Source organism: Streptomyces sp. NPDC051963 (assembly GCF_044593495.1).
Lineage (GTDB): Bacteria > Actinomycetota > Actinomycetes > Streptomycetales > Streptomycetaceae > Streptomyces.
The window spans coordinates 1-24,853 of sequence record NZ_JBIUCC010000010.1; the positions used below are offsets into that span (position 1 = coordinate 1).

Annotated in this window: 20 protein-coding genes; 4 read left to right on the forward strand and 16 right to left on the reverse strand. The window is 72.3% G+C overall.

Going from position 1 to position 24,853, the window contains the following annotated elements:
• Positions 1-220 precede the first annotated feature (220 nt).
• Positions 221-1,045: a BTAD domain-containing putative transcriptional regulator gene (locus ACIHFB_RS36920; RefSeq protein WP_400129195.1), complete on the forward strand. Its 825-nt coding sequence runs from the start codon at positions 221-223 to the stop codon at positions 1,043-1,045.
• Here the strand turns inward: ACIHFB_RS36920 and ACIHFB_RS36925 are convergent.
• Genes ACIHFB_RS36925 through ACIHFB_RS36975 form a run of 11 tightly spaced genes read right to left on the reverse strand, consistent with a single transcriptional unit; the run spans position 951 to position 15,153 of the window.
• Entirely contained in the window at positions 951-1,994 is a 1,044-nt protein-coding gene (locus ACIHFB_RS36925; protein ID WP_365282363.1) for an alpha/beta hydrolase, read from the reverse strand. The two genes, ACIHFB_RS36920 and ACIHFB_RS36925, sit on opposite strands and share 95 nt — an antisense overlap.
• On the reverse strand, positions 1,991-2,623 hold the full coding sequence (locus tag ACIHFB_RS36930; RefSeq protein WP_365282364.1) for a 4'-phosphopantetheinyl transferase superfamily protein: 633 nt from the start codon (positions 2,621-2,623) through the stop codon (positions 1,991-1,993). Before ACIHFB_RS36930 ends, ACIHFB_RS36925 begins: the two co-directional genes overlap by 4 nt.
• The gene (locus ACIHFB_RS36935) at positions 2,598-3,464 is read right to left on the reverse strand and encodes a 2-oxo acid dehydrogenase subunit E2 (RefSeq protein WP_400129196.1); all 867 of its coding nucleotides are present in this window, start codon (positions 3,462-3,464) and stop codon (positions 2,598-2,600) included. Before ACIHFB_RS36935 ends, ACIHFB_RS36930 begins: the two co-directional genes overlap by 26 nt.
• Positions 3,461-3,739, reverse strand: coding sequence for a phosphopantetheine-binding protein (locus ACIHFB_RS36940; RefSeq protein ID WP_365282366.1), 279 nt, complete (start codon positions 3,737-3,739; stop codon positions 3,461-3,463). Before ACIHFB_RS36940 ends, ACIHFB_RS36935 begins: the two co-directional genes overlap by 4 nt.
• A 21-nt stretch (positions 3,740-3,760) precedes the next feature.
• On the reverse strand, positions 3,761-4,801 hold the full coding sequence (locus tag ACIHFB_RS36945) for a 3-oxoacyl-ACP synthase III family protein (RefSeq protein WP_400129197.1): 1,041 nt from the start codon (positions 4,799-4,801) through the stop codon (positions 3,761-3,763).
• Entirely contained in the window at positions 4,798-7,713 is a 2,916-nt protein-coding gene (locus tag ACIHFB_RS36950) for a type I polyketide synthase (protein WP_400129198.1), read from the reverse strand. The genes ACIHFB_RS36945 and ACIHFB_RS36950 overlap by 4 nt, the downstream gene beginning before the upstream one ends.
• Complete coding sequence (locus tag ACIHFB_RS36955; protein ID WP_301978518.1) at positions 7,710-7,976, reverse strand: acyl carrier protein; 267 nt, start codon at positions 7,974-7,976, stop codon at positions 7,710-7,712. Before ACIHFB_RS36955 ends, ACIHFB_RS36950 begins: the two co-directional genes overlap by 4 nt.
• Before the next feature lie 55 nt (positions 7,977-8,031).
• Positions 8,032-9,687, reverse strand: a complete 1,656-nt coding sequence (locus tag ACIHFB_RS36960; RefSeq protein WP_400129199.1) for an acyl-CoA dehydrogenase family protein — start codon at positions 9,685-9,687, stop codon at positions 8,032-8,034.
• A complete protein-coding gene (locus ACIHFB_RS36965; protein WP_400129200.1) occupies positions 9,687-11,435 on the reverse strand; it encodes an acyl-CoA dehydrogenase family protein in 1,749 nt (582 codons plus the stop codon). Before ACIHFB_RS36965 ends, ACIHFB_RS36960 begins: the two co-directional genes overlap by 1 nt.
• Positions 11,432-13,261 carry a fatty acyl-AMP ligase gene (locus tag ACIHFB_RS36970; RefSeq protein ID WP_400129201.1) on the reverse strand — a complete coding sequence of 610 codons (1,830 nt, stop codon included), beginning with the start codon at positions 13,259-13,261 and terminating at the stop codon, positions 11,432-11,434. Before ACIHFB_RS36970 ends, ACIHFB_RS36965 begins: the two co-directional genes overlap by 4 nt.
• Complete coding sequence (locus ACIHFB_RS36975; protein WP_400129202.1) at positions 13,258-15,153, reverse strand: HAD-IIIC family phosphatase; 1,896 nt, start codon at positions 15,151-15,153, stop codon at positions 13,258-13,260. The genes ACIHFB_RS36970 and ACIHFB_RS36975 overlap by 4 nt, the downstream gene beginning before the upstream one ends.
• 121 nt (positions 15,154-15,274) lie before the next feature.
• Between ACIHFB_RS36975 and ACIHFB_RS36980 the strand changes: the two genes are divergently transcribed.
• Both ACIHFB_RS36980 and ACIHFB_RS36985 read left to right on the forward strand, forming a co-directional pair.
• The gene (locus ACIHFB_RS36980; RefSeq protein ID WP_400129203.1) at positions 15,275-16,525 is read left to right on the forward strand and encodes an FAD-dependent oxidoreductase; all 1,251 of its coding nucleotides are present in this window, start codon (positions 15,275-15,277) and stop codon (positions 16,523-16,525) included.
• On the forward strand, positions 16,518-17,102 hold the full coding sequence (locus ACIHFB_RS36985) for an MFS transporter (protein WP_400129204.1): 585 nt from the start codon (positions 16,518-16,520) through the stop codon (positions 17,100-17,102). Before ACIHFB_RS36980 ends, ACIHFB_RS36985 begins: the two co-directional genes overlap by 8 nt.
• On the opposite strand, the gene ACIHFB_RS36990 is transcribed toward ACIHFB_RS36985, so the two are convergent.
• Together ACIHFB_RS36990 and ACIHFB_RS36995 are read right to left on the reverse strand one after the other, a co-directional pair.
• A complete protein-coding gene (locus ACIHFB_RS36990; RefSeq protein WP_400129205.1) occupies positions 17,035-17,850 on the reverse strand; it encodes a thioesterase II family protein in 816 nt (271 codons plus the stop codon). The two genes, ACIHFB_RS36985 and ACIHFB_RS36990, sit on opposite strands and share 68 nt — an antisense overlap.
• The gene (locus ACIHFB_RS36995; RefSeq protein ID WP_400129206.1) at positions 17,847-18,701 is read right to left on the reverse strand and encodes a BTAD domain-containing putative transcriptional regulator; all 855 of its coding nucleotides are present in this window, start codon (positions 18,699-18,701) and stop codon (positions 17,847-17,849) included. The genes ACIHFB_RS36990 and ACIHFB_RS36995 overlap by 4 nt, the downstream gene beginning before the upstream one ends.
• Before the next feature lie 250 nt (positions 18,702-18,951).
• Here ACIHFB_RS36995 and ACIHFB_RS37000 point away from each other — a divergent pair, with 250 nt between their 5' ends.
• Positions 18,952-20,121 (forward strand): sensor histidine kinase, encoded by a 1,170-nt coding sequence (locus tag ACIHFB_RS37000; RefSeq protein WP_400129207.1) that lies wholly within the window; start codon positions 18,952-18,954, stop codon positions 20,119-20,121.
• Positions 20,122-20,149: 28 nt separating this feature from the next.
• Here ACIHFB_RS37000 and ACIHFB_RS37005 read toward each other — a convergent pair whose 3' ends face one another.
• The 3 genes from ACIHFB_RS37005 to atzF all read right to left on the reverse strand — a co-directional run bounded on the left by ACIHFB_RS37005 (position 20,150) and on the right by atzF (position 24,849).
• Positions 20,150-20,758 carry a response regulator transcription factor gene (locus ACIHFB_RS37005; protein WP_365282378.1) on the reverse strand — a complete coding sequence of 203 codons (609 nt, stop codon included), beginning with the start codon at positions 20,756-20,758 and terminating at the stop codon, positions 20,150-20,152.
• A gap of 139 nt (positions 20,759-20,897) precedes the next feature.
• Entirely contained in the window at positions 20,898-23,096 is a 2,199-nt protein-coding gene (locus ACIHFB_RS37010) for an MMPL family transporter (RefSeq protein ID WP_400129208.1), read from the reverse strand.
• 88 nt (positions 23,097-23,184) lie between these two features.
• Entirely contained in the window at positions 23,185-24,849 is a 1,665-nt protein-coding gene (atzF, locus tag ACIHFB_RS37015; protein WP_400129210.1) for an allophanate hydrolase, read from the reverse strand.
• Positions 24,850-24,853 lie beyond the last annotated feature (4 nt).

Genomic DNA, 24,853 nt, shown 5'->3' on the forward strand with positions numbered 1-24,853 from the left:
GTGTCCGTCCTCGGAACGGCGCGGAATCGGTCTCTTGGAAAGGTGCCCGTGTTGACGCGCCAACCGCTGCGGGCGGACACCCCCGCCACGTCCCCTTGCCGCCGTCTGCGAGTGCGGGCTCGTGCTACAGGGGCGCTCCAGTGGATCTCCCGTGGGTTTCCCGTCCCGCTCCCGGGGGGCGCGGGAGGCTGGTCGCCCGTAGTGGAGAGGAGCTGTCGGCATGCGCTTTCGTGTGCTCGGTCCCGTTCGGCTCGAACCCCGTACGCCCTCGGCGGCCAAGCAGCGGGCCGTGCTCGCCGCGCTGCTGCTCAGGGCGGGGCGGGTGGTGTCCGCGTCCTCGCTGTTCGACGAGTTGTGGCCGCAGGGGCCGCCGCGCACCGCGGCTACCACCCTTCAGGTCTACGTCTCCCATTTGCGCAAGGCGATCGGGGAGGGTGGGGGCACGCCGTTGGAGACGCGGGCTCCTGGGTATCTGCTGCGCGTGGCGCCCGGCGAGTTCGATCTGGCGCGGTTCGAGGAGTTGCACCGGGACGGGCGCGGGGCCGCACGGCGGGGTGACTTCGTGGCCGTTTCACGGACGCTGGGTGAGGCGCTTGCCCTGTGGCAGGGGCCCGCTGTGTCGGGGGTGGAGCACGGGCCCGCGCTGGCCGCCGCTGCCGCCCGGTTGGAGGAACTGCGGCTCGAAGCGATCGAGTTGCGCATCGAGGCCGATCTGCGGCTCGGGCGGCACGAGGAGCTGACCGGTGAGCTGACGGAGCTGGCCCATGCCCATCCGTTGCGGGAGCAGTTGCACTGTCATCTGATGGAGGCGCTGCGGCGGGCGGGACGGACGGCGGACGCGCTGCGTGCCTATCGGACCGTACGGCGTGCGCTTCACGACGAGTTGGGCGTGGAGCCGGGGCCCGGCCTCGCCCGCGCGCACTCGCGGGTCGTCGGCGGGCCGGTGCCGGTCAGCCGGTCGGCTTTCCCCGTAGGTTCCAGGCGAGCCAGCGCCGTACCGTCCCCGGATGACCGGGTGATCCGTGCACATCGTCGATCTGCTTGATCCGGATGTCGGCCAGTGTGGCACTCAGGAGGGCCGGATCTGTGGGTGGGATGATCTCGTCGCGCGTGCTGGCGACGTAGCGCACGGATGCGTCGATGTCCCGCAGGGTTGTCGGGGCGAGGGCGAAGTCCCTGAGTGCGGTGCGGAGTTCTGTCTCGTGGGCTGTGGCCGTCAGGCGGCGCAGGGTGTCCCTGGTCAGGCTGGGTAGGCGCTGCCACCAGTCAGCGTCGGTGAAGAACTCCGACACGGGGGCGCCCACCGTCAGGATGCGCCGGATGCGGGTGTCGGCGGCGGCCGCGCGCAGGGCCAGATGGCCGCTGAAGCTGAGGAAGAGGAGCGAGGTGGCGTCCGTGCGGGCTCGGGGGGCGAGGGCGTCGAGGAGGTGGGGGAGCAGGCGCCATGAATCCGGTGTGTAGCGGTGGGTGTTCTCGCCTACGCCGGGCAGTTCCGCCACGACCGCCGCGTAGCCCATGCGGCTGAGGCGGGGCAGCAGGGGGGCCCACTGCTCCTTGACACTGATGATGCCGCCCATGACGAGGAGAAGGGGGCGGTCGCGGTCCAGACCCGTTGCCCAGCAGGCCAATGGGTCGGTCGGGTGGGGTAGTTCGATGCGTTCGATGGCGGGTTGTGTGGTGCGCCAGCGGTTGAAGGTCTCTACAGCTGCTTGTTGTGCGTGGTGGCGTGGTTCGTCGTATGGGTATGGGAAGCGGGCCAGCGTGTAGTGGCGGCAGGCGTCCAACAGGCGGCCGCGGGCAGCGAGTTCGTCTGCGCGGGTGCGCCAGACTCGGGTCCAGGAGGACGGGGAGCCGGGGGTGTCGTTGTCTATGCGGTCCAGGATGCGGGTCGTGTCGCGGGCGGACAGGCCCTGGTTGCGGGCGTGCAGTCGCGCGTACTCCTTGAGTTCGGCGAGGGGGCCGGGGAGGGTGACCGGGGTCGGGTCCAGGCTCATGGGGTGTCCTTGGGGGAGGCGGGGCCGATCGCGACTGCCGTCGTGTAGGGGGTCTCCGTGGTGAGGGTTTGGGTGTGCAGGGTCCAGGTGGGTGGCGGGTGTGCGTCGAACGTCGTGAAGTCCAGGCCCAGGCCGTGGCCGAGCGCCTTGCTGTATGCCTCCTTCGACGTCCACCAGCGCAGCAGTAGCGCGTTGCGGGCGTCCGGCGGCGTGCGGGCCAGGCGGGTCAGCTCCCCCGGAGTGCACATGCGGCTCGGGAAGCGAGGGCCGTCCAGGCGACGGTCGGCGCGCTCCACGTCGACGCCGATCGTGAGGCGGGTGCGGGTACACAGGCCTACGAGCACCAGGTCGCCGGTGTGGCTGAGGCTGACGGCGTACTCGCGCAGGCAAGGGCGGCCGGTGGAGGTGTAGGTGAGCTCCGCCGTGCCGGTGATGTGGTGGAGAAGGGCCCGTGCCGCGAGGAATCGAGCCCGGACGTCGGGATGGGTCGACCCGCGGAGCCTGGTGGCGTCCGTGCCCCGTAGACGCGGCGCCCGGTCGGACCAGTCGGATACGGAGCCGTACGCCGCGACCGTCCCCCGAGCCAGCAACAGGGCCGCCGCCTCAGCCGGCCGGGCGGTGAGGGGCACGGGCGGGAGAGGGGGAGGGGGAGCGCAGGGTGGTGACGGGGGCGAGGTGTGGTGGGGCATCGGAAGGGGCCTCCCAACTGCCGTGCTCCAGCGTGTACGTCAGCTCCCCTAGGACGTCGGCCGCGGCCGCGCCGTCCAGGACGCGGTGGTCGAAGGCGAGGCCCAGTCGCATGACGGGGGCGGCCTCGATGCTGCCGTCCTCGCGGACGACCGGACGGGGGGTCGTACGGCCGCAGGTGAATGTCACCGCCGTACCGCCCGTGGAGTGGAAGCCGTCCACCGGGCGATGGCCCAGGGAGCTGACGGAGACCGTGCCGAGGACCGCCGCGCGCCGTCGGGCGCCGCGGACGGCGTGCGCGAACGCGGCGCGGCCCAGCCATACCGGGAGCCGTACGAGGGCCCGTACGCCACGGAACTCCGGGAGGGCGGCCACATCCGGCGAGCGGTAGCGGTCGATCTGGTCCTGGATGGTGTCGAGGCTCGCCGTCTCCAGGTCGGGGATCAGCGCGGACAGTACGACACGTTCCCCGGAGAGCGACTTGGCGTCCAGCGCGAGCTTGGCGGTGACCGAGGGGAAGCGGACTGTGCGTGGGGCGCGCAGTCGGCGCGGTGCCAGGGCGGCGTTGGCTTCGGGGTGGCGGTGCAGGGTGCGGCCCGCGGCGTGCAGGACGTACGTCACCGTCGAGTAGCGGCGCTCGGCGGCGGCACGGTGGGCGTGGACGGCGCCCATGTCTACGTCCGTGTCCAGGAACACCGGGCGCTGGCGGGCGGCGTACTCCAGGAAGTAGAGGGTGTGACGGCGGTCGCGTACGGGGTGGACGGTGCTCGAAGAGGCCCTCATGGCTTCATCACCAGCTCGTGGATGCGCCGGAGGCTGCGTGCTTCGAGGAGGTGGCCGACCGGGACGGAGTGGCCGAGAGCTTGCTCCAGGGCGGTCACCAGCTTCAGCAGGTACATGGAGTCCCACTCGGGCAGCTCGTCGAAGTCGGCGTCCAGCAGGGCCGTTTCCTCGGCGGGTGTCGTGCCCAGCGGGAGGCCCGTCTCGTCGCGCACCAGACGCGCGAACTCGGGGAGGGGGAGGGGGTGGTGGGGGTGGGGGTCTGTCTCTGTGGGCATCTCTGGCAGTCCTTTCGACTTCTACAGTCCTTCCAAGGCGAATCCCGCCTTGATCCACTTGCTTGACTCGACCGCGACCGCCAGGGCCTTCTGGCCGGGCGCGATCTCCTTCATCAGCTGTTCGAGCTGGAGGAAGGGGAGTGCGTTGCCGTTGTTGCCGGTGTCCGCCACGCAGCTGATCTCGCGTGCGTCGGGCAGTCCCAGACGCTCGGTGATCAGCCGGGTCATACGGCCGGACAGCTGTGGTGGGAGGAGGAAGTCCAGGTCCTCGGCCGACCAGCCCAGTTCGTCGAGGAGTTCCCAGAGGATCTCCACGGCCATCGCGGGCACCGAGGTCTCGATGGCCTTGTAGTCCTCGGTGAGCGCCTGGCGCTGGTCGTGCCGGTCGGCCAGCCCGAACCAGTCGATGATCTGGCCTGGGGTGCGGCCGAGCCCCGTACAGCGGTTGAGGGTGCGGCGCAGGGCGACGGGGTGCTCGCCGTAGTCGGCGCCGATGACGGCGGCGCCCGCGCCGTCGCCGAAGAGGACGCAGTTGACCAGGTCGCCGGGTGCCGCCGAGGCGAGGTCGCGGCGCAGGTCGAGGTGTTTGGTGCAGACGTCGCCGCCGATGGCGAGGCCGGTGCGGTGGGTGCCGCTGCTGATGAAGGTGTGCGCGAGCGCGAGGGCCTGGACCGCGCCCGCGCAGCCCGACTGGAGCTGGTAGGTGGGGAGTTGATCGAGGCCGAGACGGTCGGCGACCTCGTTGACGGTGGCCGGCATCAGATGGTCCGGTGTCGCCGTGCCCAGCACCACGAACTCGATCTCGGCCGGGTCGGTGCCCGCGCACTCCATCGCCTGCGAGGCGGCCTCGGCGCACAGGTCGGCCAGGGACCAGCGGACCTCCCCGGTGGCGAGATCGCGGGCGAAGTGGCGGGTGCGGGTGCCGATGAAGTGGTCGATCCACTCCTCGTTGACGCCCAGGGACGCGGCCAGGGAGGCGTTGTCGACGGGTGCGCCGGGCAGCGCCGAACCGGCGGCGGTTATGTGGACGATGGGGCCAGCGAGGGGCGCGGACACGGTCATTTGGCGGGCTCCGACGGTGAGGTGACGCCACCTTGTGCGGCGCGCGCGGTGACGTACGCGATGAGGTCGCCGAGCGTGGACAGATGGCCGAGCAACTCCTGGACCGGCAGTGGCCCGAGAGCGGGCAGCCGTGCCTCCACGCGTGCCTTCAACTCGATCAGCGTGACCGAGTCCAGGCCGAGGTCCTCCTGGGGGCGTGAGTGGGGGGAGAGGGCGGTGAGGTCGTAGCCGCCCAGTTCGGCCACGGCTTCCAGGACGCAGGTCTCGATCGAGTTGGTGGGTGGGAGGTGGTCGGGTTCTGTGTCGGGTGGGGGTGGGGGTGGCGGGCCGCCGCGCCAGAAGCGGGCTTCCGTCGCGAAGACGTACGGCATCAGTCGCCTCGTCGGGCCCTCGTCGTGCCAGTCCACTTCCAGGCCCGCCCGGTACAGGGCGGCCACCGTCGCCGCCAGTTCCGTGCCGGTCGCGGACTCGCCCGGCAGCGGGTGCAGCGGGACCGGGGGGTGGTCGGTCGCGATACGGCGGGCCAGGGCGGTCAGGACCGGGCGGGGGCCCAGCTCGATCACGTGCGTGGGGCGTTCGTCCAGGAGTTGGGCGGCGGCGTCCGCGAAGAGGACGGGAGCGTCGATGTGCTCCGTCCAGTACGCGGCGTCCAGCGGCTCCGACTCCAGGAGTTTGCCGCGCACCGTCGAGTAGAACGGGGTGCGCGGGACGCCGCCCGCCGTCTCCTCGGCGATGCGGTGGAACGGTTCGAGAACCGGCCGCATGAGCGGGGAGTGGAAGGCGTGCGAGACCTCCAGCCGGCGGACGCGGACGCCGTCGAGGGCGGACGCGATACGGTCCAGGGCGGCCAGATCGCCGGAGAGGACCGTGGACCGGGGGCCGTTGAAGGCGGCGAAGCCGACCAGGGGTTCGGGCTCGACCAGCTCGTGCAGCCGGTCCGCCGGCGCCTGGACGGCCAGCATGCCGCCGCCGTCGGGGAGTTCCTCCATCAGCGCGCCCCGCGCCGCGATCAGCCTGGCCGCGTCCGGCAGGGACAGGGCCTCGGCATGCACCGCCGCCGCGAACTCGCCCACGCTGTGCCCGAGCAGCAGCCCCGGGTGCACGCCTACCTCCGCGAGGGCGGCACCCAGCGCGTAGCCGACGGCGAACAGGGCCGGTTGCGCCCAGCGCGTGCGGTGCACGGCCGCGTCGCCGCGCAGGAGCAGGTCGCGTACGGACTTTTCGGTGTACGGCAACAGCGCCGCGTCGGCCGCGTCGAGGTGACGGCGGTAGAGCGGGGAGGAACGGTAGAGGCGGGCGCCCATGGTGGGGTACTGGGCGCCCTGGCCGGTGAACAGGGCGGCGATCAGCGGGGGTTGACGGGGGGAGGTGGGTGGCGCGGTTGCAGGGGCGCTGGCTGCGGGCGGCTTGCTGCCGTTCTCCTTGGCTGCCGTGCGCAGTACCTCCGCCAGCCGTGTGCTGCCGTCCTCCGTGCCCACCACGACCGCCGCCCGTATCGCGTGCCCCGACTTGACCCGGTGCGAGGCCCGGCACAGTGGCGCTACCGGTGACCGGCGTCGGCCGATGGCCTCGGACTGCGCGGTGAGGTTGCGGCGCAGCGCGGGCGCGTCAGGAGCCGTGAGGGTGAAGACGTGGGCGCCGAGTGCGGGCGGCGCCGAAGCCTTGGGGCGGAGGGATGGCGCCGACTCCAGGACGGCGTGTGCGTTCGTGCCGCCCATGCCGAAGCTGCTCAGGCCCGCCAGTGCCGGGCCGCCGGAGAGTCGTAGGGGTGCCTTGAGGAGCCTCAGCCCCTTCTCCGCGAGCAGCAGGCCCGGGTTCTCGTGTGCGGCGAAGCGGCTGACGGGGACCGTGCGGTGGTGCAGGGCGAGGGCCACCTTGATGAGGCCGGCGATCCCGGCGGCGCCCTCCGTGTGGCCGAGGTTGCCCTTGACCGAGCCGAGGGCCATCGGGCGGGCGCGGCCCGTGTGCCAGGCACCGAGGGCCTTTGCCTCGATCATGTCGCCGAGGGCGGTGCCGGTGCCGTGTCCCTCGGTGAACACGACGTCGCCCGGGTCTGTGCGCGCCCTGCGGTACGCCGCCGCCATCACCTCCTGTTGCGACCAACGGCTCGGCGCTGTCAGGCCGTTGCTCCGGCCGTCCTGGTTGACGGCTGTGCCGCGGATCACCGCGTACACGTGATCGCCGTCGGCGAGCGCGTCCTCCAGGCGCCGCAGCACGACGGCCCCGACGCCCTCACCGCGCCCGATGCCGTTCGCCTCCGCGCTGAACGGCTTGCAGCGGCCGTCCGGTGCCGCGAGCCCCGCCCGTTCGTAGAACAGGCCGAGCGCGGGCGTCATCGTGATGTTGACGCCGCCCGCGAGGGCCCGGTCGCACTCACCGGACAGCAGTGCGTTCACCGCCAGATGCACCGCGACCAGCGAGGACGAGCACGCCGTGTCGACGGCCAGGCACGGGCCCCTGAGGTCCAGGTGGTACGAGACCCGGTTGGCGATCATGCAGTAGCCGTTGCCGGAACCGATCTGCGGGGTGATGCCCGGCAGGTCGGTCAGCGTCAGCTGCGCCCACTCGCTGCCCATCACCCCGACGAACACCCCGGTCGCCGACCCCGCCAGCCGGTGCGGCGCGATGCCCGCGTCCTCGAAGGCCCGCCATGCGCACTGGAGCATCAGCCGCTGCTGCGGATCCATGGAGCCGGCCTCGCGCGGGGTGATGGTGAAGAAGCCGTGGTCGAAGGCGTCCGCGTCCGCGATGAAGCCGGCTTCGGTCGGTCCGCCCGTCACCGCCGGATCCCAGCGTTCGCGTGGGACCCGGCCGATGCCGTCGCCGCCGCGCATGAGTAAGTCCCAGAAGCCGTGCGGATCCTCAGCACCCGGGAAACGGCAGTCGAGACCGGTTACGGCAACTGCGCTCATCCGGCGTTCTCCAGCTCTTTCCAGAGGTGACCGGCGAGCGCCCGCACGGTCGGGAAGTCCCAGGCGGCCGTGGGATCCACGGGGATGCCGAAGTGGTCCTCCACATCGCCGCAGAGGCTGAGCGCGGCCACCGAGTCCAGTCCGTACTCGGCGAGCGGCACCGTGGGGTCGATCTCGGCCGGGTCGCGCCGCAGATAGGCGCCTACGCGGGTGGTGAGCCAGTCGATCAGGGACTGCTCCGTGGGGACGGTGGGCAAGGACATGACGTCCTCCAGGTTGAGAGCGGCAGGATCGGGAGCGGTCCGCGTGGCGCCGTTGCTACGCGTGGTCGTAGAGATCGAATGAATGCGACGTCTCGTATCTGCTCAGCAGTTCGGCCCGGAGCGGTTCCGCGTATGCCGCGGGGATGCCGCCCTCGCGCAGGCCCAGGCGGCGTGCCGAGCGGTGCAGGGCCGCGCCCAGCCATGCCGGGTCCGCGAGGAACCCCTCGCGGGCGGACCGCCAGACGCCGACGGCGGCAGCGGCGCCGAGCAGTTCGGCGTACCGCGCGGCCAGGGCGAACGCGGCCGGGGAGGCGAGCGGAGTGCGGTCGGCCGGGGACAGGGCGCGGCAGGCGCGGCGGACTTCGGCCAACTCCGCGGTCAGGTCCCGCAGCAGGTCGGGGACGGGTGCGTCCGTCTGGGTGAGTGTCGCGGTGAGCGGGTCTCCGGTCGCGGCGAGCGTGAGCCGGTCGAAGGGGATCCCGGGCGGGACGTCTTCGTCCTCGATCGTGAACAGGCCGTCGGGGGAGGTGAGTTGTCGTGCGGTTGCCAGCCTCCGCAGTTGCGGTACCAGCGTCGCCAGACAGGCCGTCGGACCGGCGTGGCCGAGCGAGAGCACCGGCAGGTCCCGCACATGCCGTCCGAAGGCCGCGTGTTCGCCCTCGCGGACATAGAAGCGGGCGCCTAGCACCACCGACAGCTCACGCACACTGTCCGTGAGCAGCTTCGGCACCAGGTACTTCACGGCCGCCGATGTGACACTGGCCTGCTCGGGCAGCAGATGGACCGTGCGGGTGGCGGCGAGCGACAGGCTGTCGCAGAGGAGCAGGTCGGCGAACGCGTTCGTCAGTACGGCTGCCGCGTGCGGGAGTTGGATGACGGTGCGGTGGTACAGGCGCCGTCCCAGCGCGAAACGCAGCACCGTGCGCAGGCAGCTGTCCGCCGTTCCGATCGCCATCCCGGGCAGCGCACTCCGGGTCACCTGGAAGGACCGCAGCGCGACCTCGCCGCCCCGCCCCTCCTCGCCGACCAGGGCCGACGCGGGCAACGGACAGTCCCGGAAGGCGAGCCCGGAGATCCGGCAGCCGCGTACGCCCGCCGTGCGGTAGCGGGGGAGCGGCTGCCAGCGGTCGGCCGGCACCTGGTCGGGGCCCGCGAGCAGCACCGAGTGGCTGCGGCTGCCCGGCGCCGGGTCGGTACGGGCGAAGAGCACCCAGGCCCGTGCCCGGTCCGCGTTGTTGATGACCTCCTTCGCCCCGTACAGGCGATAGCCGCCGCGCCCCGCACGCGCGGTGAAGTCCACGCGCAGGAAGTCGTTGCCGTGTGCCAGCTCGTGGTAGGCGACGGACACCTTGCCGCCGTCCAGCAGCAGCCGCGCCAGCCCGGCACGCTGCTCGGGCGAGCCCGCCGCCCAGACGTTCACCGCCGCCATGAACGACGTGACACCGTGCCCTAGGCCGAGGCCCACATCCCGGCGGAACACCTCGCGCAGCACCCGCACCAGACCGTCGAGCCGGGTCAGCCGCCCGCCCAGCTCCACCGGCACGTACTCGGCACCGAGCTCGAACCCGTCGAGCAGCGCCTCGCCGTCCGCGCTGAGTTCACCGCGCTCGTCGGCGGCCGTCAACTGCTCCTGCCCGAGGGGGTTTTCGGGGTTGTGGGGGTCTCCGAAAGCCCGCGCGAGCTCTGCCGCCCGCAGTGCCGTTTCCGTCATCACACGGACCCCCGCACCAGGTCGAGCCGCAGCAGCGAGAACAGCCGGCCCCGCTCATGCGCGCGGAGGGCCTCTTCGAGCAGCTCGTCATACGCGTCACCGGTATCCGGCGGCTCCTCGCCCAGCCGTACGAGCAGCCGGTCGAGCACGGCCCGCAGCCACACCCCGTCCCGCCACAGCCCGTCCTGCCCGGCGGCACCACGGGTGTTGCACACCCACAGCCCCAGACAGGCGGCGGCCGTGACGCACAGGCAGTAGTGGCGGGCCAGTTCGAAGGCGTCCTCGGGGACATCGGCGACCAGGTCGGCGAAGCCGGCCATCCGGTCGTGGAGCCGGTCGGTGACGTCCAGCAGCCGCAGGGCCGCGTCCACCGCCCACTTCAAGGCGGGTTGCTCCGCGGCCTGTTCCCGCAGCTCCTCGATCAGCCCGGGCAGCGCGGCCGGCAGCGAACTGCCGCCGCGGGCCTTGAGTGACAGCCGCGTGGGCTCGAACTCCGGGAGCGGTACGGCCAGTTCGCAGGCCGCCAGCGCCGGGGCGGGGTCGGCCGTGGAGCGCGTCCAATGCCGTACCAGCGAACGGAACTGCTGCACCAGCGCGGTCAGATTGACCAGCGTGTTGCCGTCGAAGAGGCCGACGATCCGGTGGTCGCGCTCCACCTTCTGGAACATGCCGTACGGCCCGACGCCCTGCCCCGAGACCAGGAAGGCCCGCGCCCCGAGCACTCCGCCGAGTGCGCAGAGCACGTCTTCCGTGCCGGTCGGCAGCAGGTACTTCGTCACGGCGGCGATGAGCGACAGTTCGTCCGTGGCGGTGTGCACCATGCGGGACGCGACGAGCGCGAGCGCCTCATGGGCGATGACGTCGGCCGCCGCGGACGCCAACACATGCCGTGCCTGCGGGAGTTCGGTGAGGCTACGGCCGTACAGGCGGCGTTCGCGGGCGAAGCCGAGGGCGCTGTGCAGGCCGTGGTCGGCGGCGCCGAGGGAGAGGGAGGCGCACATGGTGCGGGTGAGCTGGAGGGCCTTGAGCACCGTCTCGATGCCCGTGCCCTCCGCTCCCACCAGGGCGTGCGGGCCCACCTGGGCGCCGTCCAGGACGATCCCGGAGATGTCGGCGCCGCGGATGCCGTGGGTGGGCACCTTCGGCAGGTGTCGGTAGGCGGCCGGCGCCAGCTCGCGTTTGTCGGTGAGCAGGACGCTGAAGCCGCGGGGGCCGCCCCCCGGGTCCGTGCGGGCCAGGACGGAGAGGAGCGTGCCGCGGGTGGCGTTGTTGATCAGCCACTTCTCGCCGTGCAGCCGCCAGCCGCCGTCGGTCCGCCGCGCGGTCACCTCGCCCGCCAACAGGTCGCTTCCGTGGGCCCGTTCGGTGAGCGCGAGCGCGACCGGCACCCCGGCCCGTACGTCCGCGCCGAGCCGCGACGCCTGCTCGTCGCCGCCCGCGACCCACACGCACACCGCGCCCAGATACGTCTTGCCGTGCGCGACGGCCACCGTCAGATCGCGCCGGGCGACCGTCCGGACGAGCTGGAGCGCATGCTCGTAGTCCCGCAGCCGGCCGCCGTGGCGGACCGGCACGTAGTAGTCGGGCAGGCCCCAGGCGTCGAGGTCCCGGCAGATCCGCGCCGGGAACTCCTCGCGGGCGTCCAGGTCCAGGCAGGTGGTGTACGAGAACGTGGTGCGGGCGTCGGTGGGGTCGCCGAGGGCGTGCTCCAGCTCCTCGGCGAGGCGGTAGGGGGAGTGCTCCGTCATGAGCCGCCCTCCCGTACGGCCCGTACCGCCGGGTCCAGCACCTCGTACAGCGGTGTCACCTCGCCTTGCAGGAACAGCTCCCGCATCGCACGACGGCGGACCTTTCCGCTGGTCGTACGGCGGACCGAGCCGGGGCGGACCAGCAGGACGGTGCCGACGGGGAGCGCGAACTCCCGGCCGAGCGTGTGCTGGACGGCGGTCGCCACTTCGTGCAGCGCCGCGATTGGCCGTTGCTCGTCTGCGGGTCCGTCGTGGCTGGTCGCGCAGTTCCCCGCGCCCCTTTGGGGCGCGTCCGAACCGGACCTTCTCAGGCGCACCTCCAGGATCAGCACCAGATGCTCGCGGCCGTCCGCGGTCACGCCGAATGCCGCGCCCGCGCCACGGGCCAGCGACGGATCGGCCGACCTGGCGGCGCGCTCGACGTCGTGCGGGTAGAGGTTGCGGCCCGCGAGGACCACGACCTCCTTGATCCGGCCGGTGACATACAGCTCGCCGCCGTCCAGGACCCCCAGGTCGCCCGTGCGCACCCAGCCGTCCGGGCGGAAGCACTCCGCGGTGGCCGCCTTGTTGCCGTAGTAGCCCGCCGTCACGCTCGGTCCGCGCACCCACACCTCGCCGACCCGCCCGTCCCCCGGTTCGGCGCCCGTCTCCGGGTCGCAGATCCGTATCTCGCAGTCGCGGACCGTGCCGCTGGAGACCAGGGTGCGGTCCGTGCCCTCGGCCAGGACGCCCTGTTCGAGGGCGGCGGAGTCGACCGTCAGAACGGTGGGCTGCTTCGCGGAGTCGGCGCCGGTGACCAGGAGCGTCGTCTCGGCGAGGCCGTAGCAGGGGGTGAACGCCTCGGCGCGGAAGCCGGCCGGCGCGAACCGCTCGGCGAAGGCCCGCAGGGTCTCGGCGCGTACCGGCTCGGCGCCGTTCGGGGCCACCCGCCAGCTGGACAGGTCGAGCCGCTCCAACTGTTCGTCGGTGATACGGCGGGTGCACAGCTCGAACGCGAAGTCGGGCGCTCCCGACCCCTCGACCTGGTAGGTGCCGATCATCTCCAGCCAGCGCCAGGGCCGTTTCAGGAACGACAGCGGCGACATCTGGACCGAGACGCCGCCCGCGTACAGCGGCTGGAGGAGATGACCGATCAGCCCGAGGTCGTGGTAGTGCGGCAGCCAGCCGCCGACGACCATGTGCTCCCTGGTGCCGCCCCAGCGGTGGATCGCCGCCTCGTTGGCGAGCAGATTGGCGTGCGTGACCATGACGCCCTTGGGGTCGCTGGTCGAGCCCGACGTGTACTGGAGGAAGGCGAGATCGTCCGGGCGGACGGCCGTCGGGCGCCACTGCTCGGGGCCGGGGGCGTGCATCAGCGCCCCCGCGTCGGTGGCCAGGGTGTGGACGTGGGGCAGGTCCAGGGAGTTCAGCCAGGCCTGGAGCAGCGGCGCGTACGTGGACGTCGTGAGCACGGCCACCGCTTCGGAGTCGCGCAATATGCCGCCCACGCGGGTGAGTTGCTCGCCCTGGTCCGTGGGCAGCGGGGCCGGCACCGCGACGGCTCCGGCGTACAGGCAGCCCGCGAACGCCGCCAGGAACTCCGGGCCCGGCGGGTGCAGCAGCAGCACCGGGCGGCCGGTCGCGTGCCGCTCCTGGAGCCAGGCCGCGACCCTGCGCGCCTGCACGTCCAGGTCGCCATACGTCAGCTGCTCGGGATCGGTGCCGTCCGAGCGGTCCGGGAGATAGATGAACGCGGCGCGCTCCGGGTGCGCGGCGGCACGCTCCAGGACGACGCGGGTGAACGTGTCCTGCTGCGCCGGCGCGGAGCGGAGCGATGTGCTGGTCACGGCCGTCCCCCTGTCACGGTGAGTGCGATGTGGCCGGGCACGGCGGGCAGGTCCCGTAACGCGTGCCGGAAGTCGGCGGCCCCGCCGGGCTGTGGCGGGCCGGACGGTGTGAAGCCGAGCGAGAGATAGAAGTCCGCGAAACGGTGGTTCTTCGGAGTGCGCCGGAACCGGCCGTGCACCGCGACCGCTCCCGCGTCCCGGGCCAGCGCCAACACCCCGCCGAACGCCGCGTGTTCGATACGGCGGTCGAAGACCCGGCAGCTGAGCAGCGCGTTGTCGATGTGCCAGCCGTCGTCCTCGTACGTCACGAACACCGCGCCGACCAGGCCGTTGTCGCCGAACCGGTCGGCGGCGGCGACGGTGAGGACCAGGCCCGACTCGGCGGCCTCGCGCACCCCGTCCGCCGTCATGCGCCGGGTCGTCAGGTTGAACTGGTTGGTGCGCTGGGTGAGTTGGGCGACACGGGCCACCTCGTGCGGCCGCAGTGTAGTCACGTCCACCGTCACTTCGAGCCGCGCGAGGAAGTCCTCGTACGACTCCGCGTTCTCCAGCAGCTCCCGCCGCTCGCCCTCGCTGCGGTACTGCGCGCCGCGCTGCCGGTCCGTGTCCGTCAGCTCCGGCACGTCGAACCAGCCGTCGGCGAGGAGGCGTTCGGCGTGCAGGGCCGGTTCGTCGTCCAGCGGTACGACCGCCACCTCGGGCAGCGCCGCGGAGACCTGCGCCCGCTCGAACGGCGAGTCGTCCGCGAAGACGAGACCGTCCACCCCGAGCCCCAGCCGCTCGGCGATCACCCGCAGCCCCTCGTCCTTGGGTCCCCAGTCCCCGCGTACGACGGTGAACTCGTCCTCGGACAGGGCCATGTCGGGGTGCGTGCGCAGGACGTGGACCAGTGGCTCCTGGTCGTTCTTCGAGCAGACGGCGAGCAGTACGCCCTGGGCGCCGAGCTGCCGTATCACCCGCTGGAACCGGCCGAATGCCTCGCCGCGCAGGGTGGACGCGGCGGCGATGCCCTCGGGGCCCGCGTCGCCCAGGACGCCGTCCCACAGGGTGTTGTCCGCGTCCAGGACCAGGACCTTCTTCGTACGGCCGCGCAGGGTGCGGGCCAGATGGGCGACCTCGCGGGCGTACCCGGCGAGCAGTTCGGCGCCGAGTCGGGCGCGGGCGTATCCGGCGAGGCGGGTGTCGCGGACCGGGCCGCTCGCGTTCGCCAGTGGCTCCAGGTCGACGGTGTGGGTGCGGGGGTGGGTGGTGGCCAGTCGGAGGAGGCCTGCGTTCAACTCCCGCCATGCCAATCCGAGTTCGATGCGCGAACGGTGGTCGACGAGTTGGTGCGTGTGCTCGCGCAGCAGCGGGAGGGTGTTGAGGACGAGGGTGCCGTGGCCGTGCCGGGCGTGGTGGGCGGTGAGGCGGTCGAGGCGGGAGAGGAAGTCCCGTGCGGCCGACGTGACGTCCTTCGCCGTCCAGGGCGTCGGGAGCGAGTCGAAGACCACCGAGGCGTCGAGCACACACAGGGCGAGGGCGGTGCCGGGCGCGTACACGGAGCTGTGCGCGTCCAGCAGGGACCGTTGCCAGGCGCCGTGGTCGCCGGTGAGCGGGCGCAGCAGCAGGCGGTGCCTGGCCAGCTCCGCGGTCAGCGAAGGCACCAGGCCGTCGAGCGTGCCGCTGCCGTCGATCGACACGGTGAGCGTCGCGATCCCGGTGCCGGCCAGCTGCTCGCGGACGGAACCGATGAGCCGTCCCGCCGTCCGCAGCGCTGCCGCCGGGTCGTCGCCGGTGGCCAGCGAGTCGAGCAGCGCGGGCAGATCGTGCCGGCGTGCCGTGAGGCTGCCGTCGGAGTGCATCAGGCGCAGCCGGTCGAGTGGACCGGCCGCCGCCGTCGTCTCGGTGGTCATGGCAGGGAGCCTGCGAGCCGGGCCTTAACGGTCCCTTGTGCGGTCACCGGTGGCGCAAGGCGGGCGCAAGGGCGGCTGCCGAGGGTGGGGCACGACAGTACGGCCCACGGAAGGCGGGACGATGGACGTAACAGGGCGCGAACTGCGTACCCAGGTCTGTGTGGTGGGCGGCGGGCCCGCCGGACTCACCCTCGCCGTGGAACTCGCCCGGAGCGGGGTCGACGTCGTCGTGCTGGAGGCGTCGAAGCACTTCAACCGCTCGTTCCGCGGGGAGTCCGTGTCACCCGACTCGGTGTGGCTCCTGGACCGGCTGGGCATCCTCGACCGGCTCGACGGGGCGTACGTCCAGATGCACCGGTTCGAGATCGAGGACTCCGGGCACCGCGTGCTCCACGCCGACTTCGACCGCTTCCGGTACCCGCACCCGTTCCCCGTCGAGCTTCCGCAGCACACCCTGCTGACGACGCTCGCCGAAGCCGGCGCCGAGAACCCCGCGTTCACGCTGATCCGGGGTGCGACGGCCATGGAGCTGCTGCAGGACGGGGACCAGGTCACCGGCGTGCGGGCGCGCACCGGTGACGGTGAGACCACCGTCCGCGCCACGCTCACCGTCGGCGCGGACGGCCGGTTCAGCAAGGTGCGGGAGATGGCGGGGCTGGACGCGGAGGTGATGCCGCTCGACCGTGACGTGGTCTGGCTCAAGCTGCCGTTTCCGTACGACAGTTGGGACGACCGTACATACCGGGTGCGCATCCGGGGCGACCAGCACGGGCTGTTCATCCCGACCCGGCCCGACAGTGTGCGCGTCGGCTTCAACATTCCCAAGGGTGGCTTGAAGGAGATCCGCAAGCACGGGCTTCCGCTGCTGCACCAGCGCCTCGATCTGCTCGCGTCCGAACTGTCGGACGCCGTTCGCAATCACATCCGCGGGTGGTCGGACACATCCATGCTCGACATCTTCACGACCGTGGTTCCGCGTTGGTCCGCCCCGGGTCTCGTCCTCGTCGGCGACGCGGCGCACACCCTCACACCGATCCTCGGCCAGGGCGTCAACCACGCCATCATCGACGCGGTGACACTGGCGCCGCTGCTCCAGGAGGCGCTCCCCGAGGGTCCGGCCGCCCTCACCGACGCCACCGACCGCTTCCAGCGCGCCCGCGAGGCATCCGTGGCCCGCTCCCGCGCCCTCCAACTGCGCCAGGAACGCCTCTTCTCCCTCGGCGGCCGAATCGGCGGCGCCTGGCGCCGCACCCTGTACCGGACCGTCGACCACAGCGAACGCCTCACCCACAAGGTCCTCGCGGGCGCCTACTTCCAGCTCCAGCAGCCGGGGGAGCGGGTCGCCAAGGTGCAGCAGGACGCCCATGGTTGACGCACCCCGCCCACTCCTCGCCGCCCTCGCCCTCCACCAGTTCGTCATCGCCGGCGCCGGTGCCGTCGTCGCGACGCTCGGGGACGAACTGCGTGCCGCGAACGGCCTGTCCGCGACCTGGCTGCCATGGGCCGTCATCGCCTACGCCGCCGGCCTCGGCGCCCTCGTCCTGCCCGCCCGGCGACTCGGCCGACGCACCGGCCCGCTGGTGATGCTGCTCATCGGGCTGTGGCTGTTCGCCCAGGCCTCCGTCGCCGCCACGCTCGTACCGGACACCGAACCCTTCCTCGCACTGCGAGCGGCACAGGGCGCGGGGGCGGCCGCACTGACCGCCGCCGCGCTCCTCCTTGTGCCGGTACACACGAACCGGCTGATCGTGATGTGGGGCGCCGTGCTCATCGTCGGCATAACCGTGGGACTCGTTGCCGGAGCCAACGTGCCCGCGTCCCACTGGCGTTGGACCTTCTGGGCCGACGTGCCCCTGGCCGCGGTCGGCGGGGTGACGGCGATCAGGCTTCTTCGGGTGCGGAGGCGACGGGGTCCGGCCCCGGTCGCCGTACAGGACGCGGCGGCGTGACGTACCGCCGTACCACCGACGCCACCGCGTCGAGCAGGGCGGGCTCGTGGGTGCGGAGGAAGAAGTGACCGCCCGGGACGGTCCGGAGTTCCCAGCCGCGGGTGGTGCATGTGCGCCATTCCCTGATGTCTGCCTCGGGCACCAACGTGTCCGTCTCCCCGGCGAACAGGTACAGCGGGACGTCGACCGGGTCCGCCGTGCCGTTCGCGTCGGCGCACAGTTTGAGGTCGTCCCGTACCACCGGCAGCAGGGCGAGCAGCCATTCAGGGTGGCCGAGGAGCACCGGTGGCAGGCCGCCGAGTGCCGCAAGCTCTCGGGTCAGGTCTTCGTCCGACGTGTTGGAGGTGCCGATGCGTGGCGGGGGCAGGTGTGGGGCGCGGTATGCGGCGAGCAGGGCGGCGGTCGGTGGGCGGGCGCCGCGTTGCCGGCGGCGTCGTATGACCTCGTAGGCGAGCAGGGCGCCCATGCTGTGCCCGTACAGCAGCACCGGCGGACCGTCCGCGTCCAGTACCGGGCCCAGCTCGGCGTCCAACTCCGCTACGAGCGGGGCGAGTTCGGTGCGGCGGGGTTCGGCGATGCGGCCCTCGCGGCCGGGCAGCCGTACCGGCAGGACGTCCACCGCGGCGCCCCGCCGGGCCAGCCCCTGCTCCCAGCGGGCGTAGGCGGAGGCGCCCCCGCCCGCGTAGGGGAAGCAGATCAGCCGGCCGGCGGCGTCGGGTCGCGGTGGACGCGACAGGTACTCCGTCACCGGGCTGCCAGCGGCCGCGGCAACCAGGTCCCCCCGCTCTCCAGCGCCGGATCCCCGCGCAGCACCGCCGCGTGCAACTCCCGTAGCCGGGGGGACGGTTGGAGTCCGAGCTCGTCCACGAGGGTGCGGTGCAGCGCGCGGAACGTCTCCAGGGCCTGCCAGGAGCGGCCGCCCCGGTGCAGGGCGAGGATCAGCTGTGCGTGCAGGGTCTCGTGCAGCGGGAACCGGGAGGCGAGCGAGGCGAGTTCACCGAGCACGGCCCGATGCCGGCCGAGTCGCAGCTCCGCGTCGAAGCGCTCCTCGAAGGCCGCCATCCGCAGCTCGTCGAGCCGCAGCACCTCGGCGCGCAGCACGAACCCCGGCTCCACATCGGCGAGTACGGGCCCCCGCCACAGCCGGAGCGCCCGCACCAGCAGTGCGCAGCCCTCCTCGACCACCCCCTCCTCCAGCGCCCGGCGGCCCGCCGCGGCGAGCTGTTCGAAGCGGGCGGCGTCGGTCGAGTCGGCGGGGACATCGAGGAGATAGCCCCCCGGGACGCGCCGCAGCACGTCCCGGGGGCCGACGGCCTGCGTCGGAAGCGGCGCCACTTCCGAGACAGACCCCGAGGGCACGTCGGGATCAAGTGCGTGCGCGATGAGCCGGCGAAGCTGTTTCACATACGTGTGGAGCGTGGCCTCGGCCGAACGCGGCGGCCGGTCCCCCCACAGCTCGTCCACCAGTATGGAAACACTCACCGGACGCCCGCAGTTGAGCCCGAGCAGCGCCAGGACCTTGCGTGGTTTTGCGGCACTCGGAACGACTGACGCCTGACCGATCCGAGCGCCGAGCGGTCCGAGTAAGGCGATCTCCATCAAGTTGTCCCCCAGATGGTTCAGCACACCGCATGGAATGCCCTTTCGACGGTGGCAGCAGGTGTGCACCGGGCGCCAGTGACCACGGCACGAAGCCGACATGAATCCATCACGCACCCACATGGGTGATATGGCTCAATTCGGCGGCGTAACAGATGCGCACTGTCGGCGGGGGCTCCGCCTCGCCTACCATCCGCCCGTCTGGACCCGAGAGTTGGGGAGACTCCGGGGAGACTCTGGGGGGAGTCCGATGTCCGCACCGGCCGAATGGGCGCTTGGCATGCCCGCACGCGCCACCGCACCACAGACGGCGCCGGAGCACGTCACACGCGCCGTCCTGATCATGCCCGTCGTGTTCCTGCCCCTGGGCGTGTGCGCGATTGCCGCCGAACACCCGCGCCCTGCCGCCGCCGCGCTCGGCGTGGCCGCGCTCCTGGGGACGTATCTGCTGTTCCTGCTGCTCAGCCTGGATCTGCGGCCCCGGATCCGCGGGCATCGGCTGGGCCTGACGCTCACCGCGCAGGGGGTCCTCTGCTTCCTGCCCGTCGTCACGCCGGGACCTGTGTGGCCCGGGATGGCCGGATACTTCGCCGGCTCACTGCTGCTCACGGTGGCGGCGCGCACGGGCCGTGTACTCGCCGCGCTCGCAGTCGTCGGGGAGTGCGCCGCCGCCTTCTCGGAGGGCGCCGGGCTCGCCCGCTGGCTGTACGCGGGCTGGTCCACCGCCGTCGTCGCCCTCGTCGTGTACGGCACCGCACGCCTGAGCCGGCTGGTGCGGACCGCCCGTGAGGAACGGGAGATGCTGGCCTGGCGCGCGGTCGAGCAGGAGCGCCGCCGCTACGCCCGTGACCTGCACGACCTACTCGGCTACAGCCTCTCCGCGATCACCCTCAAGGCGGATCTCGCACAACGACTCGTACGGCAGCAACCCGAGCGTTCCCGCGAGGAGTTGGACGGTCTGCTGGTGGTGGCCCGCCAGGCGCTGTCCGACGTACGCACCGTGGCGCGCGGCTACCGCGATCTGTCGCTCACCCTGGAGGCGGAGTCGGCGCGTTCGCTGCTCACCGCCGCCGACGTCCGCGCCAGTGTGGATCTGCGCTGCGAGAGCCAGGGACCCGTCGGGACGGTGCTGTCGACGGTGCTGCGGGAGGGCGTCACCAATATCGTCCGGCACAGCAAGGCCACCGAGTGCCGGATCGAGACCCGGCGCACGGACGGGGGGTTCGTGCGGCTGGTCATCGCCAACGACGGGGCGGGGGCGGCGCGTTCGGGGCCCTTCCCGTGTCTGGAGGGCGACGGCTCGGGAGGTCTCGCCAACCTCGCCGAGCGGCTCGCGGCGATCGGCGGCCGGCTCAGCGTGGACACCGACGAACGGGGGTGGTACCGCGTGACGGCGGAGGCGCCGGCGCACTTCGGGTAGCCACGACGGGGCGAACCGCCTCGAGCCGCTACAGCAACCAGCCGGACTCCTGCGCGATCCGTACCGCGTCCAGCCTGTTGCGCGCGTTGAGCTTGGTGACGGCGGAGGTGAGGTAGTTCCGGACGGTGCCCGTCGACAGATGCAGTGCCTCGGCGATCTCCGTGGCGTCGGCGCCCCGCGCCGCCAGCCGCAGGATCTCCGTCTCGCGCTCGGTGAGTGGGGACTCCCCGTCGGAGAACGCGGACAGCGCCAGCTCCGGGTCGACGACCCGCTCGCCCTCGGCGGCCTTGCGGACCACTTCGGCGAGATAGGAGGCGGGCGAGTCCTTCAGGACGAATCCGGTGACCCGCTCGGCCAGCGCCCGGCGCAGGGTGCCGGGCTTGCCGAGGCTGGTGAGGATGACGGTACGGCAGCCGGGCAGCCGCTGATGCAGCTGCGCCGCCGCCGTGATGCCGTCTATGCGGGGCAGGTCGAGGTCGATGACCGCGACGTCGGGCCGGGAGGCGAGCGCGGCGTCGAGCACCTCGTCCCCCGATTCGACCTCCGCGACCACCTCCAGGTCGGGCTCCAGGTTGAGCAGGGCCACCAGGGCACCGCGCACCATGGAGACGTCCTCGGCCAGCAGGATCCGAATCAATCCACCCCCCAGGCAGACGCGGACAGCAGGGTCCGCCGATTGAGGCCCGGAGTGTATCCCCGCCTTATGGCCGTTTTGTGCGGGATTTGTGCGGAGGGTGGAGGTGTGGTAACGCTCTGCCAGGTATGTGGGTGTGGCGCTACTGAGGCACCAACTCCCGAGTGTCTGTGGTGTTTTCGGTCATTCCCGCGCGCCGGTGCAGCCTCCGCAGCGCGCTCGGCGCCCACCAGGTGGCCCGTCCGGTCAGCCGCAGCACGGCGGGCACCAGCAGACTCCGCACCACCATGGCGTCCATCAGCACCGCGAGCCCCACACCCAGGCCGAGCATCTTGATGTTCGTGACCCGAGAGGTACCGATCGCGACCATCACCACGGCCAGGATGAGTGCCGCCGCGGTGATCAGCCCGCCGGTGCGGCGGATGCCGTCCGCGATCGCGGCCCGGTGGTCGCCGCCGGACTCGTACTCCTCCTTGATGCGGGAGATCAGGAACACCCCGTAGTCCATGGACAGTCCGAACGCCACACAGAACATCAGCACGGGGAGTGCGGTTTCGATATCACCCGTGGGCGTGAATCCCAGCGGCCCCGACAGATGGCCCTGTTGGAAGATCCACACCATCGCGCCGAACATGGCCGTCAGACTCAGGGCGTTGAGCACGATCGCGAGCACCGGCAGCAGCACACTGCCGGTGAACAGGAAGACCAGGACCAGGGTGGCGGCGGCGATGACGCCCAGCGCCCAGGGCAGACGTTCGGCGGTGCCGTCCTGGGTGTCGGCGAGGACGGCGGCGGGGCCCGTCACCGAGGCGTCGAAGGGCGCCGGGACGTCGCGGATCTCGTCGACCAGATCCAGGCTGGAGCGCGAGGTGGCCTCACCCGAGTGCAGCACCGTGAGATACCCCGGCTGCTCGCTCGCACCGGCCGCCCGCGCTCCCTTCACGAACTGTCCTGCGGGGCCCGTCACTTGGACCACATGCGGCAGTGCGGAGACCTCGCGGCTGTAGTCGGCGACCGCCGCCCGGTCGGCGGAACCCTCGATGAGCACGGTGAGCGCACTGCCCGGACTCGCCGGGAACTCCTCCCGCAGCTGCTGCTGCACGACCCGCGGACCGGCCGACTCGGGCAGTTGCCGGTCGTCCGCCGTGCCGAAGCGGACGTCCTTGAAGGGCAGGCCGAGGGCCACGAGGACGGCCACCGTGCCGACGACGAAGTACGGGGCGCGGCGCATCACGAGCCGCGCGAGCCGGCCCCAGGCCGCCCCAGGCTCTCCCGACCTCTTCCTGGCGATCGGCAGCCGCAGCGCGTTCACCCGCTGCCCCAGCAGAACCAGCACGGCAGGCAGTGCGATCAACGAGGCCGCCGCCGCGATCAGTACGACGGCGATCCCGGCGTACGCGAACGACTTGAGGAAGTACTGCTGGAACACGAACATCGACGCCAGACACGCGGCGACGGTCAGCGCCGAGAACAGCACGGTACGGCCCGCCGTCCGCAGTGTCGCGATCACCGCCTCCCGGGGTGCGAGCCCCGCCGCCAGCTCCTCGCGGTGGCGGCGCACGATGAGCAGGGCGTAGTCGATGGCGAGCCCGAGCCCCAGCGCCGTCGTGAGGTTCTGCGCGTACACCGAGACATCGGTGAACTCGGTGACGATCCGCAGCACCGCGTTCGTGCCGAGGATCGCCACGATCCCCACCAGCAGCGGCAGCAGCGCCGCGACCGCACTGCCGAACACGATCACCAACAGGACGAGAGTGAGCGGCAGTGCGATCATCTCGGCCCGCACCAGATCCTCGGCGATCACCTCCTGCGAGGCGTGCCGCACAGCGGCCGGACCGCCCAACTCCACGTCCATCACACCGTGTTCACCGCCGTAGCGCGGCTCCAGTTCCTTGAGGGTGTCGTCGACGGCATCCTCGTCACCGCTGAGGTGCGCGGTGATCAGCGCCTCGCCGCCGTCCTTGGCGCGCAGTGCCTTGTCCCCGCCGTCCCAGTACGAGACGACGCCGCCGACGCCGGGTTCCCGCGTCAGATCGCGGGCGAGGGAGCGGGCCTCGGCGGTCACCTTCGGATCGTCGACACCGTTCGGTGCGCGGACGAGCAGCAGCAGATTCGGCTGGGACGCGGGAAACCGCTGCTCCAACTGGGCGGTGGCGTACGTCGATTCGGAGCCCGGGATCTGCGAGCCGCCGCTGCCGAGCCGGTCCGCGACCCCCTTGCCGAGCAGAACGGCCGCCGCGGTGAGCAGCAGGACGAGCAGGAGGGTGAGGCGTGGACGGGCGGTGAGCGCACGGGTTGTACGACTGCTGTTCGGCGGGGTGGGCGGGGGCGAGCTGGTCATCGGAGGCGTCCTCCCTGAATCCCCGGGACTGGCTGGGGTTCCCTGGTGAGCGGGCAGGGTGTGCGGCCTCCGATGGTCGTGACCGCGGCTAAAGCGGCGGCTGCGCCGAGGTGCCCGCCGCGAGATACGCGCGCCAGCCTCCGTACGACGTGATGTCGGCCGCGTCGTCCAGCGCTCCGGGCTCGCACAGGAAACCGGGGACGCGGCTGCCGTCGGCCAGTTCGACGCTGCCCAGCGCCATCGGGCGGGGGAGGGCGGCCAGCAGACGGCCCAGTCCCTCCGCCGGGAGGCGCCACACCTCGGCCTCGACGGCCGCGCCGCCCTCGCCGACATGGACGAGGCCCGGCTTGGGCGGGGTGGTCGTGAGTGCGTATAGGCGGTAGGCGGGGGCGGTGGTGGTCGTACGGTCCAACCGGGCGCCGAGCGTGAGGAGTTGGGGGTTGAGAGGCTGGCCCGACAGATGGGCGCCGACGACCGCGAGGCGGGTCTGAGGCCGGAGCAGTCCGGCGATCCGGGTCAGCCGTTCGTCGGTGTACGCCCCTCCGATCAGCATCACGCCGAACGGCAGGCCGTTCACCTCGCCCGCCGGGACCGCCACCGCCGCCAGATCGAACAGGTTCGTGGAGTTGGTGAAGCGGCCCAACCGGGCGTTGGCGCCCAGCGGATCGGCGGCGACCTCGGCGAGGGTGGGGTGGCCGGGTGCGGTGGGCAGCAACAGGGCGTCCGCGTCGGCGAGTTCGGCCTCGGCGCGGGCGCGCAGGACCGCGAGCCGCTCCTGGTCCGCGTAGAGCTGGTGGGCCGGGATGTCGCGGGCGCGGGTGATGATGCCGGCGACGGTGGGATCGAGTCCGGCGCCGCCCTCGGAGAGCAACTTGTCGACAAAGCTCCCGACGGCGGTGTAGCGCTCGGCCACGAAGGCGCCCTCGTAGAGCATCGCGGCGGCCTCGGTGAACGGGGTGAGGTCGAGCGTGCGCACCTCCGCGCCCGCCTCGGCGACCTGTCGTACGGCCGCTTCGTAGGCGTCCGACCAGCCCGGATCCAATTCGCCGAGCTGATCCGGTGACGCCACCGCGATCCGCCAGGGGCCCGGAGCGCGCCGGGGGAGTTGCTGGGGCAGCGCCGTCATGTACGACATCGCCTGCTCGGCTTCCGGGAGCGTCCGCGCGAACACCGTCACGCAGTCGAGCGAGGCGCAGGCCGGGACGACGCCCTCGGTCGGGACCAGACCACGGGTGGGCTTGAGGCCGACGATGCCGTTGAAGGCGGCCGGAACCCGGCCCGAGCCCGCGGTGTCCGTGCCGAGCGCGAAGTCGACGATGCCGAGCGCCACCGCCACGGCCGATCCGGAACTGGAACCGCCGCTGATCCTGGAGGGGTCGTGGGCATTGCGCACGGCACCGTGAGGGGAGCGGGTGCCGACCAGGCCGGTCGCGAACTGGTCGAGGTTCGTGGTGCCGAGGACGAGCGCGCCGGCGGCACGCAGCCGGGCCACGACCGGAGCATCGGCTTCCGGCCGGTAGGCGTACGACGGACAGCCCGCCGTGGTCGGCAACCCGGCCACGTCGATGTTGCCCTTGGCGGCGAACAGGCGGCCCGCGAGCGGGAGCCGCTCACCGCGGCCGACGCGTTCGTCGAGCGCGGCGGCCTCCGACTCGACCTCCTCCCGCGGGCGCAGATCGATCCAGACCTCGGGACGGTCCACGGCCTCGATACGGGCATAGGCGGCATGGACACGGGACAGAGTCGTCGGCATTGCT